At 67.6% G+C, this 12,630-nt stretch carries 13 protein-coding genes; 5 read left to right on the top strand and 8 right to left on the bottom strand.

Annotated elements, in window-relative coordinates:
- Window positions 1–9 precede the first annotated feature (9 nt).
- Window positions 10–1,329 (top strand): aromatic ring-hydroxylating dioxygenase subunit alpha, encoded by a 1,320-nt coding sequence (locus tag EJO71_RS27070; RefSeq protein ID WP_125951743.1) that lies wholly within the window; start codon window positions 10–12, stop codon window positions 1,327–1,329.
- Here the strand turns inward: EJO71_RS27070 and EJO71_RS27065 are convergent.
- The 6 genes from EJO71_RS27065 to EJO71_RS27040 form a co-directional block, all read right to left on the bottom strand.
- Complete coding sequence (locus EJO71_RS27065; protein ID WP_125951742.1) at window positions 1,326–1,673, bottom strand: DOPA 4,5-dioxygenase family protein; 348 nt, start codon at window positions 1,671–1,673, stop codon at window positions 1,326–1,328. The genes EJO71_RS27070 and EJO71_RS27065 overlap by 4 nt on opposite strands.
- A gap of 7 nt (window positions 1,674–1,680) precedes the next feature.
- Window positions 1,681–2,310, bottom strand: a complete 630-nt coding sequence (locus EJO71_RS27060; RefSeq protein WP_125951741.1) for a DUF4166 domain-containing protein — start codon at window positions 2,308–2,310, stop codon at window positions 1,681–1,683.
- Window positions 2,307–3,350, bottom strand: a complete 1,044-nt coding sequence (locus EJO71_RS27055; RefSeq protein ID WP_125951740.1) for an SRPBCC domain-containing protein — start codon at window positions 3,348–3,350, stop codon at window positions 2,307–2,309. Before EJO71_RS27055 ends, EJO71_RS27060 begins: the two co-directional genes overlap by 4 nt.
- 49 nt (window positions 3,351–3,399) lie before the next feature.
- Complete coding sequence (locus EJO71_RS27050) at window positions 3,400–4,329, bottom strand: methyltransferase domain-containing protein (RefSeq protein ID WP_125951739.1); 930 nt, start codon at window positions 4,327–4,329, stop codon at window positions 3,400–3,402.
- Between the two features lie 40 nt (window positions 4,330–4,369).
- Entirely contained in the window at window positions 4,370–4,789 is a 420-nt protein-coding gene (locus EJO71_RS27045; RefSeq protein ID WP_125951738.1) for a DUF393 domain-containing protein, read from the bottom strand.
- A gap of 61 nt (window positions 4,790–4,850) precedes the next feature.
- A complete protein-coding gene (locus EJO71_RS27040; RefSeq protein WP_125951737.1) occupies window positions 4,851–5,444 on the bottom strand; it encodes a MarR family transcriptional regulator in 594 nt (197 codons plus the stop codon).
- A gap of 123 nt (window positions 5,445–5,567) precedes the next feature.
- Here EJO71_RS27040 and EJO71_RS27035 point away from each other — a divergent pair, with 123 nt between their 5' ends.
- On the top strand, window positions 5,568–6,662 hold the full coding sequence (locus EJO71_RS27035; protein WP_125951736.1) for a PA0069 family radical SAM protein: 1,095 nt from the start codon (window positions 5,568–5,570) through the stop codon (window positions 6,660–6,662).
- Between the two features lie 19 nt (window positions 6,663–6,681).
- Here EJO71_RS27035 and EJO71_RS27030 read toward each other — a convergent pair whose 3' ends face one another.
- On the bottom strand, window positions 6,682–7,140 hold the full coding sequence (locus EJO71_RS27030; RefSeq protein WP_125951779.1) for an Lrp/AsnC family transcriptional regulator: 459 nt from the start codon (window positions 7,138–7,140) through the stop codon (window positions 6,682–6,684).
- Between the two features lie 146 nt (window positions 7,141–7,286).
- Between EJO71_RS27030 and EJO71_RS27025 the strand changes: the two genes are divergently transcribed.
- Together EJO71_RS27025 and EJO71_RS27020 are read left to right on the top strand one after the other, a co-directional pair.
- Window positions 7,287–9,548: an aminotransferase class V-fold PLP-dependent enzyme gene (locus tag EJO71_RS27025; RefSeq protein ID WP_125951735.1), complete on the top strand. Its 2,262-nt coding sequence runs from the start codon at window positions 7,287–7,289 to the stop codon at window positions 9,546–9,548.
- A gap of 41 nt (window positions 9,549–9,589) precedes the next feature.
- Complete coding sequence (locus tag EJO71_RS27020) at window positions 9,590–10,147, top strand: DsbC family protein (RefSeq protein ID WP_240651529.1); 558 nt, start codon at window positions 9,590–9,592, stop codon at window positions 10,145–10,147.
- Between the two features lie 23 nt (window positions 10,148–10,170).
- Here the strand turns inward: EJO71_RS27020 and EJO71_RS27015 are convergent, their stop codons facing one another.
- Window positions 10,171–11,070: a LysR substrate-binding domain-containing protein gene (locus EJO71_RS27015; protein WP_125951733.1), complete on the bottom strand. Its 900-nt coding sequence runs from the start codon at window positions 11,068–11,070 to the stop codon at window positions 10,171–10,173.
- Between the two features lie 132 nt (window positions 11,071–11,202).
- On the opposite strand from EJO71_RS27015, the gene EJO71_RS27010 reads away from it, so the two are divergent.
- Window positions 11,203–12,612, top strand: coding sequence for an amidase (locus EJO71_RS27010; RefSeq protein WP_240651528.1), 1,410 nt, complete (start codon window positions 11,203–11,205; stop codon window positions 12,610–12,612).
- Window positions 12,613–12,630: the final 18 nt, after the last annotated feature.

The following is a 12,630-nucleotide window of genomic DNA, read 5'->3' as shown; positions in this document are numbered from 1 at the left end:
AGACTACGCATGTTGAGCGAAGAAAAGAACCGCCTGCTGACCGAAGTGGGCCCCGGCAAGCCGATGGGCGACTACCTGCGCCGCTACTGGCATCCGATCGCGGGCGCGAGCGAGTTCGACGACAAGGCCGTGAAGCCGCTGCGCATCCTCGGCGAAGACCTGGTGCTCTACAAGGACCTGAGCGGCAACTACGGCCTGGTCGACCGCCGCTGCCCGCACCGCAACGCCGACATGTCGTACGGCTACGTCGAGCAGTGCGGCCTGCGCTGCAGCTACCACGGCTGGCAGTACGACCAGAGCGGCCAGTGCGTGCACCAGCCCTTCGAGGAAACGCTGGACCCCGGCGCGCGCATGCGCAAGAACACGAGGATCAAGGCCTACCCGGTGCAGGAGAAGGCCGGCCTGCTGTGGGCCTACATGGGCCCGCAGCCCGCGCCGCTGCTGCCCGACTGGGAGCTCTTCAACTGCGCGAACGGCTTCGCGCAGGCGGTGTTCGCCGAGATTCCGTGCAACTGGTTCCAGTGCCAGGAAAACTCCATCGACCCCGTGCACTTCGAGTGGACCCACAACAACTGGACCACGCGCCTGCAAGGCGAAGAAGGGCCCTACGTGCCCACGCACCTGAAGCTGGCCTTCGAGGAGTTCGAGCACGGCTTCGTCTACAAGCGCCTGCGCGGCGGCGAGCGCGAGGACAACGTGATGTGGACCACCGGCCGCGTCACCCTGTGGCCCAACGGTTTCTTCCTGGGGCACCACTTCGAATGGCGCGTGCCCATCGACGACCACCACACGCTGAGCGTGCTGTGGGTGCTGAGCCGCGTGCCGAACGAGCAGGAGCCCTACGTGCAGGAGCGCATTCCCTCGTGGTACGGACCGATCAAGGACCCGGTGACGGGCCGCTGGATCACCAGCCACGTCGCCAACCAGGACTTCGTGGTGTGGGTGGGGCAGGGCGCCATCACCGACCGCACGCGCGAGAAGCTGGGCCAGAGCGACAAGGGCATCGTGATGATGCGGCGCCGTTTCTTCGAGGAGCTCGAGGCGATGCAGGCCGACCCGGCGCACGAGCCCAAAGGGTTGATCCGCGATCCGGAGAAGAACCGCGACGTGTTCCTGCCCTCGGCGTGCCGCGACGAGATGATCAACGGCTTGCCGCGCAAGGAGCTGGCTGCGCATCCGCTGCTGGGGCCGTACCTGAAGGACTTCTTCGGCCAGGCCGGGCAGCCGGAGGATGTGCGCGCGGCCTACGAGCAAGCCATCGGCCAGAAGGTGGAAGGCGCCACCTTCTTCAAGGTGCACGGCGCCGGCCAGGAGGAGGAAACGGTCTAGCGCCGGAACATCCGGAGGTCGAGTTCGCTTTCCTCGCCCAGCCACATGGCGTGCGTCGTGTGGTCGGCGAGGTCGTCGCCGGTCACGCCGTGCACGAACACGTCGAGCCCATCGCGGTTGGCCTCGAGCCAGCCGATGACCTGGTCGAACTCGGCAGCGTCGAAGGCGAGCTGGCAGCTCCAGTGCGGATGCGGGCCCACCAGCCGCTCGTGCACACGGCCGACCACCACCATCAGCTCATGGCCTGCGCGTTCACAGAGGGCGCGGGCCTGCGCGAGCGTGTCGGGCCCGAAATAGACGTGAGCGTGGTACTGGACGTAGAGGTTTTCTGGTCGGCGCGGCATGGTGCGCTCATTGTGATCCCGTTCGCGCTCCGAGGCGAAAGCGCCCGCTGTAGCGGAACACGTCGCCGAACCAGCGGTGACGCAGCAGCATCTTCATGGTGAAGCGCTCGGCATCTGCGGGGTCGGGACGCTCTTCCACATAGGCCGTGCCCATGAAGAGGCCCAGCGGCAGCGGAATGCGAAACCCCGCGATGCGCCAGACATAGCCCCGGTCGCGGAACACCACCGCGCCTTCTTCCGCGCTCACAGCGAGGCGCATGCCGATGCCGAAGCGCACGTATTCGATCACCTCGCCGGCCTGGCCTTCCGCAAGCTCCATGTGCGAGCGGAAATGGAAGGGCGGCCTCCCGGGGAAGTGGAAGATGCGGTCCCAGTAGAGCGTGGCGTTGTCGGGACGGCAACGGTAGTGCACCTCGATCGGCACCTCGTTGCCCTGATGCGGCACGAGCGCGCCGAACAGCCGGCCGAAGGGCATCAGCAGAGCTGCCCACGGTGCGTGCCAGACCTCGTTCATCGTGCCGCGCACACAGACGTGGTCGTCGGAGAAGGGCGTCATCGTGTAGTGGCGGCGGATGACGTCGCCGAGCCGATCCCACGCGGGGCCGAGCGCCTGCTGGAAGACGGGTTGCATCGTCATTGCGCTGCCGAAGCCGCTGCTGTCGCCGTGGCTTCGGCGCGCGCCTTGTAGAAGCGCAGGATGTTCTCCGAGGCGTCGGCCAGCATGAGGTGCATGACCCGGTCCGCATACCAGTTGAAGCTGGTGCTCATGCGCCACGAAACAGCGACGCGCAGTTCGGTGCCGCCGTCGCGCGGTGTCAGCGTGTAGGTGGCGTCGCGCAGGTCGAAGTACTGGCCGCCGATCATCACGTGGTCGTCGAGCGCACCGGCCGGGAAGGAGTCGGGCGAGAAGCGGAAGCGCCACTTCAGCAGGCGGTTCGGTTGCCACTCGGTGATGACTTCCTCGAAGTGCACGTTCTTCTGCCATTGCACCTTGCGCACACGGCCTTCCGGCGTGTTTACCGTGACGCCAGACTCCGGCATCGGCACGCCGATGCGGTAGGCCCATGCATCGCCGACTTCGGCGGGGCGGATGTCGTAGGCGGCATTGAGCTCGTGCCACACGCGCTCGGCTGGCGCCGCGATGAAAAGCGTGCGCGAGGTGTCGGAGTAGCGGTCGGGGTTGGGCAGCTGGGGCTCGATGGCACCCAGCACCAGCGGCAGCATCGCGAAGCTGTAGACGGCCTGCTTCGGCCAGTTGGTGATGCGGCACACGATGCCCATCGCGAGTCCGCCGACGCTGCCCATGGTGGCGAACAGCGGCACGATGACGATGGCGCAGATCAGGCCCTCGATGAACACCAGCAGCGTGCCGCCGACGAACAGCGAGGTCGCCACCCACGGCGCCCAGATGTAGTAGCCCCAGCTGCGCCGTTCGATGCGCTCGGCCATGTACACCGTGACCGCGCCGCACACGGCGGGCACGAAGTAGACGAAGGAGCCCAGCATGGCCGAGTAGGGATTGCCGGGGGCGCTGCTGAAGACGAGGCGCAGCACGAGCGCAATCGCGGCGCCGGATGCCATCGGCCAGAACCAGCCGAAGGGCATGCCGCGAACGGGCTTGGGTGGCTCGATGGGGGTGAGTTCGGAAAGCCTGCTTTCCTGGGAGTCGTTTTGCATGCGGAAACCTCTTCTTCTCCTCGTTGTGTCGTTTTCGGGGCCTGCCTGTTCAGTCGCAACGGCGTGTCGCGGTGACCATGCAGTAGTCGAAGTCGCGCCAGAACATGCCCAGTGCGAGCGCGCAGTAGCTGGCCACGATGTGCTTGCGCCGCCACGGGCTGAGCCTGCCGCGAGCCTTCCAGAGCTCGGCCAGCGTGAAGCGGGTGGCCAGCACCGGGATGTGCAGCGCGCTCGGTGCCACGCGCCAGCGCAGCGACTTCACTTCGATGTCCTCGAAGCCGTGTGCCTGCAGTGCGGCGACGAAATCGTCGCGCACGGCCAGCGTGGGCACGGCCCAGCTGTCGGCCCACAGGCGATGCAGCCAGCCTGCCAGGCGGCTCGGCTGGCGCCGCAGCAGGAAACCGTCGACCACCGCCAGCCGCGCGCCGGGCTTCAGCAGCCGGGCGGCTTCGCGAATGAAGTCGGCCTTGTCGGTGCCGCTGGCATAGCAGGCGCTTTCCACGGCCCACGCGCCATCGGCCTGCGCGGCGGGCAGGCCGGTGCGGGTGTAGTCGGCCTCGATGTGCGCCATGCGATCGGCCACGCCGGCTGCTGCGTCGAGCTTCGCGGCGATGCGGTTCTGCACTGCGACGTTGGTCACTGTGACGGCGTAGAGCGATGCGTCGTCGCTCACCAGCGTGCGCGCGGTGGCGCCGGCGCCGCAGCCCATGTCGATCACGCAGCGGCGGGTGGCGTCGCCGAGGCGCAAGGCGCGGCCGACCACGCGGTTCATCTCTATCAGCATGCCTTCGCGCCGCAGCGGGTTCAGGCCTGCGCGCCAGAAGCCGAAGTGCATGTTGTAGCTGGGGCTCCAGGCGCTGTAGTCGGTTGCGACCTCGGTGAAGTAGTCCTGCGTGTCGCCGGGTGTGATGGAGATGTCGGCGACGCGTGCGATCGTTTGGCGTGGCATCCGGAAGTCGGGCTGGAAGACGGTGGGCATGGCTCTGTTCCCTCGTTTGGTTGTTCGTCGGGTTTCTTTGTCAGATGCGGCAGTTGTCGTCGCATGAAGGCGCGACGCGCCCGGCGAGCCTCGCGGCCAGCCAGCGTGGAATGCGGTAGCGGTTGCGCGCCAGCAGCGCATAGGCGCGGTCGGCCAGCGGCGCGACGATCGGCAGGTCGAGCAGCAGGCTGCCGCTGGAGAGGCCTACCGCCGTGCGGCAGATGCGTATCGCCGGCACGCCGACGTGCACCCTGCCTTCGGCGTCCGACACATGGATGGCAGCCATCAGCGCTTCGCGCGGTGCGGGGCCGCCGGTGAAGCTAGGGGGTGAGCAGTCGACCAGTTGCAGCCGGCCGACCGCGTCGCGCGCCTTGAGTGCGCCCATTTCAGCGGAGCAGATCGCGCAGCTCGCATCGAAATAGATCGTGAGCGGGTAGGTGGGTGTCGCAGCGGGGCTCATGATGCTCTTTGTTCTCGATATTTCTGTTGAAACAGAAATGATTGGGCAAAAAAAGGGGTGCTCAGATCATGGGAAGGCTGGCGTGGTGCGCGTCGGGGTCGTCGCCCTTGCCACCCTTGTCGTTCGAAGCGGTGTCGCCGCGCACGAAGCGCTGCACGCTCGCACCCAGCGTCATCACCTTGTCGAGCGTACCGGGCGACAGCCGCAGCATCTCGTCGGCCCAGGTGGCGAGCTTTTCCATGAGTTCCATGGTGGAGCGGATGCGGTCCTGCGCATCGGCCGGCTCCTTCTGGAATTCGGGGCTGGAGACCAGCTCGCGCAGCACGCGCACGGTGGGATCGAACTCGCGCTCCTTGCGCTCGCGCACCACGGTGCGGAACAGCTCCCACACGTCGACGCTGGTTTCGAAATAGTCGCGCCGGTCGCCCAGCGTGTGGGTGATGCGAACAAGGTTCCAGGCCTGCAGCTCCTTCAGGCTGTTGCTGATGTTGGAGCGGGCCACGCCGAGCGTGTCGCAGAGCTCCTCGGCGTTCATGGGCTTGCCGTATGCGAAGAGCAGGGCGTGGATCTGCGAGACGGTGCGGTTGACGCCCCACAGCGAGCCCATTTCGCCCCAGTGCAGGACGAACTTGCGTTGAATGTCGGTGAGTTCCATGGCGCCGAGTTTAGGATTTACGAAATTTCTGTCAATAGAGAAATTGAAAAACTGGCGACGATGGTGAATCGGTGGAATACTGTATGAATAAACAGTAAATCGAGTTGCCAAGGAGTCGCAGCCATGCCAGCCGCCCGCATCCCCATCCACGCCATCAAGGGCCGCGGCGCGGCCACGCACATCGCGCACCGTTTCTCGAAGGACGAGCGCAATGCCTTCGACGACGGCTGGGGCACGCTCGAGGAAGGCGCGGCCGAGGCCGAGGAGCTGCCGCCCCTTGCCACCGAGGTGCGCTTCGAGGACGTGAAGTCGGTGCTCACCGGAAACGAATCGCCCGACATCTACTTCGACCGCTCGCTCAACCCGTACCGTGGCTGCGAGCACGGCTGCATCTACTGCTTCGCGCGGCCCACGCACAGCTATCTCAACCTGTCGCCGGGCCTCGACTTCGAGACCAAGCTGATCGCCAAGCGCAACCTCGTCGAGGTGCTGCGCACCGAACTCGGTCGTAAGAGCTACCGGCCGAGCTGCATCGCCATCGGCACCGCCACCGACTGCTACCAGCCCATCGAGCGCGAACTGCGCCTCACGCGATCGGTCATCGAGCTGCTGCAGGAAACGCGGCATCCGTTCGCGCTGGTCACCAAGTCGAGCGCCATCGAGCGGGACCTGGACGTGATCGCGCCGATGGCGGCCGAGCACCTCGCCGCCGTGTACGTGACCGTGACCACGCTCGACGGCGACCTCGCCCGCAAGCTGGAGCCGCGCGCCGCCGCGCCGCATCGCCGGCTGCGCACCATCCGCACCCTGGCGGAGGCGGGCGTGCCGGTCGGCGTGAGCGTGGCGCCGCAGATTCCCTTCGTGACCGAAGACATGGAGCAGGTGCTCGAAGCCGCATGGGAGGCCGGCGCGCGCAGCGCCTTCTACACGGTGGTGCGGCTGCCGTGGGAGGTGGCTCCGCTCTTCAAGGAATGGCTGATGCTGCACTACCCGCAACGCGCGGACCGCATCACGGCGCGCATCCACGAGATGCGCGGCGGCAAGGACTACGACGCCGACTTCGCCACGCGCATGAAGGGCTCAGGGCTTTGGGCCGACCTGATCCACCAGCGCTTCCAGAAGGCGACGAACCGCCTGGGCTACAACCGCGAGCGCATTCCGCTCGACGTCACCGCGTTCCGGCCGCCAGGCGCGGCGGGGCAGGGCAGCCTGTTCTGACCGGACCGGGATTCTTCCTCTACACGTAGCCCAGCGGCAGGGCAGTGGTCTGCTTCAGCTCCTGCATGGCGAAGCTCGAGCTGACGTCGTGCAGGTTCGTGCCCGTGATGAGGCGCTTGTAGACGGCGTCGTAGGCCGCGATGTCGGGCACCACCACGCGCAGCAGGTAGTCGACGTCTCCGCTCATCCGGTAGAACTCGACCACTTCCGGAATGGCATGCACCGTGGCCGTAAAGCTGTCGAACCATTCCTGCGAGTGCGTGCTGGTGCGCACCGACACGAACACCGTCACCGCCACGTTGACCTTGCGCGGATCGAGCAGGGCCACCGAACGCGTGATGACGCCGGCCTCCTTCAGCCGCTGGATGCGCCGCCAGCACGGCGTGGCGGAGAGTCCGACCTGTTCGGCGATCTGGGCCACCTGCAGCTCGGCGTCCCGCTGCAGGAGATCAAGAATCTTGATGTCTATGGAATCCAGTTTCATGAATTCTCTTTAAAAGAGCATTGGATTCCAATATTACCGGCATCGACAGCGCAAAAGGCAAGCCGCTTCCCGGGTCCGGCCCGCAGACTCCTTCAGGAGCGCGGCACCCGCCCGCAACGTCTTCTCCCGGAATCACCCCAATGGACATCTACCTCGACGCCAACGCCACCACGCCTGTGCTGCCTCGCGCACGGGCCGCGGCACTCGCAGCCATGGCCGACGACTTCGGCAACCCCAGCAGCGTACACAGCACGGGCCTGAAGGCGCGCGCGCTGATGGATTCGGTGCGCGCCCGCGCGCGCCGCCTGCTCGGTGCTCCCACGGGCGACCTGCTTTTTCTCAGCGGCGCCACCGAAGGCATTCAGACGGCGGTGCTGTCGGCGTTGAGCTCCCTGCGCGGCCGCGAGGACATCGACTGCCTGCTCTACGGCGCGACGGAGCACAAGGCGGTGCCCGAGGCGCTCAGGCACTGGAACAAGCTGCTGGGCCTGAACCTGCGCGTGCTGCCCATCCCGGTCGGCCTAGACGGTCGTCACGACCTGCAATGGCTGCGCGCGCATGCAGGGCGGGCGGGGCTGGCCTGCACCATGGCCGCCAACAACGAGACTGGCGTCATCAGCGACCTCGACGGCATCGAGCAGGCACTGGCCGGCAGCCCGGCCCTGTGGATGGTCGACAGCGTGCAGGCGCTGGGCAAGCTCGAACTGCGGCTCGCGGCCCATCGCATCGACTACGCGCCGTTCTCGGGACACAAGCTCTACGCCCCCAAGGGCATCGGCCTGCTCTACGTTCGCGAAGGCGCACCGTTCACGCCGCTGATGGCGGGCGGCGGCCAGGAAGGCGCGCTGCGCTCCGGAACCGAGAACATGTCCGGCATCGCCGCGCTCGGCACCGTGCTGGAGGCGCTCGAGGACGGCGAGACCTTCATGGGCAGGCGAACGCTGGAGACGTACCGCGAACGCATCGCCTCGGCGCTGAAGAGCGCGTTCCCCGGCGTGGTGTTCAACGCGCCCTTCGAGCTGAGCCTGCCGACGACCCTCAATTTCTCGGTGCCCGGCCTGGACTCGAAGCTCCTGCAGGACCTGTTCGACGCCGCCGACGTGCGGGTGAGCGGGGGCTCGGCCTGTGGCGCGTCCAAGGCGCTGCCGAGCCATGTGCTGGAAGCGATGGGCCTGCCCGCCTGGCAAGCGGCATCGGCCGTGCGACTGTCGTTTGGCCCGGCCAGCGACCCGGCCTTCATCGACGAAGCCTGCGCGCGCATCGGCTCCTGCGGTGCTTCGCTGCGCGCCAGTTGCCTGGGAACAGCGGAGGAGGCATCGACGCCGGGCAACGCGCTCGACGGCCTGACCCGCTTCGTGGTGGGCGGCGCGTGCTGCTACCTCGTGGCCGATGCCGACAGCCGGCGCTGCGTCGTCATCGACCCGCTGCCCGAGCTGACCGGGCGCATCGCGCAACTGCTGCGCTGCCAGGAGTACACGCTGGTCGCCGTGCTCGACACGCACAGCCATGGCGACCACGTCTCCTCGGGCGGCGAACTGCGCGCGGCGCTTCCCGCGCAGTTCCTTTCGCCGGGCAGGTTCGACGCGCTCGGCTGGCCCCAGGGCGTCGATGCGATCTGCCTCGGGGCGCAGATGCTGACCCGTCTGGCGACCCCCGGGCACACTGTCGACTCGACCGCCTACCTGCTGCACGACGCGCAGATGCACATCCGCCTCGCTTTCGTCGGCGACACCGTGATGCCCGGCGCACTGGGGCGCAGCGACTTCGCACAGAGCGCGCCGCTGGCATTCGGCCCCTCGCTGAAGAAGCTGGAGCAGGCCGCGGGCCCGCGCACGCTGCTGCTCCCGGCGCACGACTACGACGACCGCTTCGCGAGCACGCTGGCGCGCGAATGCGCGGCCCAGCCGTTGCTGGCGCAGGTGCTCGCCGGCAGCATCGACGCGCGGCGGTTCGCCGAGGCCAAAGCCGAACTGGAGAAGGATCTCGCGCTGACTGAATACCAGACCCTGGCATGCGGTGCGCGCGTCGACAGCGGCTGCGCCGGCGCGGGCCACGAGATGAGTGCTGCCGAAGCGCAGCGGCTGCTGCGCGAAAACCCGGGCCTGCTGCTGGTGGACGTGCGCGAACCCTACGAGCAGCGCCTGAGCGAAACGCTGCCCTTCGGCGCCGACGCGCACTGCGAGGCCGTGCCGCTGTCAGGGCTGCTCAATGCATTGCCCGCATGGCTGGCGCTGCCGGCCGGAACCCCGGTGCTGTTCTACTGTCGAAGCGGCAACCGCAGCGCGCAGGCCGCCAAGGCGCTTCGTCGCCTCGGCCATGCGCAGGCATGGAGCCTCTCAGGCGGCCTCGCGCTGTGGCCTGCGCGCGGCGTTGCCGCAGAGCCGAGCGCCGCGGTGCATTGAACGCCCTCGACAAACCATTTGCCCCGATCGACATGGAGAACATGAATTCCACGCGCCGTACCCTGCTGATGGGTTGCACTCTCGGAGCACTTGCATTCGCGGGTGCCAGCCATGCCCAGGGCAAGAGCAGCTCGCCGGAAGGGCGCTTCAGGAAGATCGACGGCTTCGTCTTCGACAAGCTCCCCCTGAACGACGCGATAAGGATCGTGCATGGCAGCGGCAAGCGCAGGCTCGCCGTGTTCTCCGACCCGAACTGCGGCCACTGCAAGCGCATCGACAAGGACCTCAAGGCCATCGGCAATGTGACGGTCTACATGTTCCTGTACCCCGTGCTCGGCGACGATTCGCTCGCCAAGGCACGCGGCGTGTGGTGCAGCAAGGACAGGCAGAAGACATGGTCCGACTGGATCGAGAACGGCACCGCGCCTGCCGCCGCGGCGCAGGGTTGCGACACCACCGGCCTGCAGCGTGGCATCGAGCTCGGTCGCCGCTACAAGGTCGAAGGAACGCCGACGCTGATCTTCGACGACGGCACCCGGGTGCCGGGCGCGATTCCTCCCGCGTGGATCGAGACGCTGCTGGCCGCTCCCGCCAGGTGAGCTGATGGGGCCACCGGCCTTCGTCAACCCGCTTGCCGCAGAGATGCGCGTGCGCAAGCCAGGAAAGGTTCGATCAGCGGGCTCTCCCAGTCGCTGCGCCAGCAGGCCGCGACGTCCATCTTCGCGCTGGCATTGCGCAGGGGCCTGAACACCACGCCCGGCGGTCGGCCGATGCGCGCGCACGCAGGCAGGATGGCCACGCCCTTGCCCGCGAGCACAAGCGCCAGCGCCGACACCATGGTCTCGACCCGCTGCGCGACCGGCATGCTGACGTCGTGCCGCCGCAGCAGCGAGGCGACGACCGATTTGTCCACGTCGCCTTCCGGCACCGGTAGCCCGATGAGCGGAACGCCCTCGAGCCGATCGAGCGGAATGCTGGCCATGCGGGCAAGGGCCGAGTCCGTGCGCACGGCCAGCATCAGCGGCTGGGTGCCGATGCGCTCGACCGAGATGCCCGGCTGGGCGATGGGCGGGATACAGATCGCCACCGACACCTCCGCTTCGACGAGAGCCGACACGTTGTTGACGGCGTTCAGCTCCACGTACTGGATCTCCACGTCCGGCAACTTCGCGCGAAGCGCGTTCTCCAGGCGGGGCAGCACCAGGTAGGAGAGGGCGATCATGGTCCCGACCGTGAGCCTGCCCCTGCTGCCCGAGCCGATGGCGCGGGCGGCGTCGAAGCCTTCGTTGGCGAGCAGCAGTGCCTCCTTCGCGCGCCGGAAGAGCGCATTGCCCGCGTCGGTGATCTCCATGCCGCGCGCCGTCCTGCGAAACAGGGGCGTACCCACCGACTCCTCCAGATGCCTGATGTGGACCGACAGCGGCGGCTGCGCCATGTTGAGCCGCCGCGCCGCCTTGCCCACGCTGCGTTCTTCGGCGACCGCCACGAAATAGCGGAGCGTTCTGAAGTCCGGTGTAGCCATACGCTGTCCATATGCCTTTTCGAGAAAACAGTATTGGACTAGCGAATGCGGCGAATCAATCATTTGCGCATGCAAAAGTTTTCTCCGTCCCGTCACGCGTTTCCCGCGCTTCCGAAGTCCGAAATCTGCGAGATGTCCGCCGCGACGCTGCGCACCCTCGTCGTGCAGCGCAAGCTCTCGCCGGTGGAGATCGTCGGCGAGGTGCTTCGCCGGGCCGACGCGGTGCAGCCGCTGCTGAACTGCTTCATCACACTCTGCCACGAGCAGGCGATGGAGCAGGCCAGGAGCGCGGAAGCGGCACTGATGAAGGGCGAGGCATCGGGCCTGCTCCACGGCCTGCCGTTCACGGTAAAGGACATCGTCGACACGCAGGGCGTGCGGACGACCTACGGCTCCATGCTGCACCGCGACCATGTTCCCGCGCGCGACGCGGTGGCCGTCGCGCGCATGCGTCAGGCGGGCGCCATCCTCATCGGCAAGACGACCTCGTCCGAGTTCGGCGCCAAGTGCCTGACCGACGCGCCGCTCTTCGGCAGCACGCGCAACGCATGGGACGCGACGCGCACCAGCGGCGGCTCCAGCGGTGGCGCGGCGGCGTCCATCGCGGCGGGCGTGGCGCCGCTGGCCATTGCGACCGACGGCGGCGGCTCCACCCGCATTCCCGCCGCCTGCAACGGCGTGGTCGGCCTCAAGCAGAGCCTGGGCGTGGTTCCCCACAGCCAGGTGCAGGACGCCTTCGGCAACTACACCTACGTGACGCCCACCACGCGCGACGTGGCCGACACGGCGCTCATGCTGCAGGCGATGACCGGTGCCCACGGAAGCGATCCGTGGTCGCTCGGCGTGCCGGCCCAGCCGTACTTCGACGCGCTGAAGCCCGGCGGAGACCTTCACGGAAAACGTGTCCTGTACTGCGCGACGCCGAAGGGGCGGCCGATTTCAGCCGACGTCGCCGCCGCGTTCGGATCCGCGCTCGAAACGCTGCACTCGATGGGCGCGCAGCTCGAGGAGATGCCGGGCGAGGGCTATGACGTCGAGTCCGTGTGGCGGGTCATCAACCACACCAGCTGGCGTGGGCGCTTCGCGCCGCTGGCGGCAGCGCACGCCGACCAGCTGAGCCCGTCGCTGCTGAAGCAGCTCGCGCTCGCGGAGCATGTCGACGGCGTCGCCTTCCAGCAGGCCATGTTCGCCAGGACGGCACTCTTCCGCACGGTGCAGGCTCAGCTCGAGACGCACGATTTCATCTTCACGCCGACGCTCTCGCGCACGGCCCTGCCCATCGACCAGGACCTGTTCGGCAGCATCGAGATCGACGGCGAATCCTTCGCCGAGGTGCGGTCGAACTGGTTCCCGTGGACCATGCCTTTCAACCTCACGGGCCATCCCGCCATCAGCCTGCCGTGCGGCGCGGGCAGCGACGGGCTCCCCATCGGCATGCAGCTCGTCGGCCGCTTCCGCGAAGACCAGCAATTGCTGCAGGCCGCCGCGGCCTTCGAGGCCGCGCACCGGCCGGCCAACGCGCTGACCGTGCTGCCCTTCTGAGTCCGTTTTTCCAACTCC

The sequence above is a fragment of the Variovorax sp. 679 genome, from assembly GCF_003952185.1.
Classification (GTDB): domain Bacteria; phylum Pseudomonadota; class Gammaproteobacteria; order Burkholderiales; family Burkholderiaceae_C; genus Variovorax.
Note: the sequence above shows the minus strand (reverse complement) of the source record. Positions and strands in the feature narration are given on the sequence as shown.

Excerpts from the sequence above, each read along its gene's own strand:
- EJO71_RS27015 (WP_125951733.1), bottom strand. The coding sequence starts at position 11,070 with ATGGCTACACCGGACTTCAGAACGCTCCGCTATTTCGTGGCGGTCGCC.
- EJO71_RS27055 (WP_125951740.1), bottom strand. The coding sequence starts at position 3,350 with ATGCAAAACGACTCCCAGGAAAGCAGGCTTTCCGAACTCACCCCCATC.
- EJO71_RS27010 (WP_240651528.1), top strand. The coding sequence starts at position 11,203 with ATGTCCGCCGCGACGCTGCGCACCCTCGTCGTGCAGCGCAAGCTCTCG.
- EJO71_RS27050 (WP_125951739.1), bottom strand. The coding sequence starts at position 4,329 with ATGCCCACCGTCTTCCAGCCCGACTTCCGGATGCCACGCCAAACGATC.
- EJO71_RS27070 (WP_125951743.1), top strand. The coding sequence starts at position 10 with ATGTTGAGCGAAGAAAAGAACCGCCTGCTGACCGAAGTGGGCCCCGGC.
- EJO71_RS27035 (WP_125951736.1), top strand. The coding sequence starts at position 5,568 with ATGCCAGCCGCCCGCATCCCCATCCACGCCATCAAGGGCCGCGGCGCG.
- EJO71_RS27020 (WP_240651529.1), top strand. The coding sequence starts at position 9,590 with ATGAATTCCACGCGCCGTACCCTGCTGATGGGTTGCACTCTCGGAGCA.
- EJO71_RS27025 (WP_125951735.1), top strand. The coding sequence starts at position 7,287 with ATGGACATCTACCTCGACGCCAACGCCACCACGCCTGTGCTGCCTCGC.
- EJO71_RS27065 (WP_125951742.1), bottom strand. The coding sequence starts at position 1,673 with ATGCCGCGCCGACCAGAAAACCTCTACGTCCAGTACCACGCTCACGTC.
- EJO71_RS27040 (WP_125951737.1), bottom strand. The coding sequence starts at position 5,444 with ATGGAACTCACCGACATTCAACGCAAGTTCGTCCTGCACTGGGGCGAA.
- EJO71_RS27045 (WP_125951738.1), bottom strand. The coding sequence starts at position 4,789 with ATGAGCCCCGCTGCGACACCCACCTACCCGCTCACGATCTATTTCGAT.
- EJO71_RS27060 (WP_125951741.1), bottom strand. The coding sequence starts at position 2,310 with ATGACGATGCAACCCGTCTTCCAGCAGGCGCTCGGCCCCGCGTGGGAT.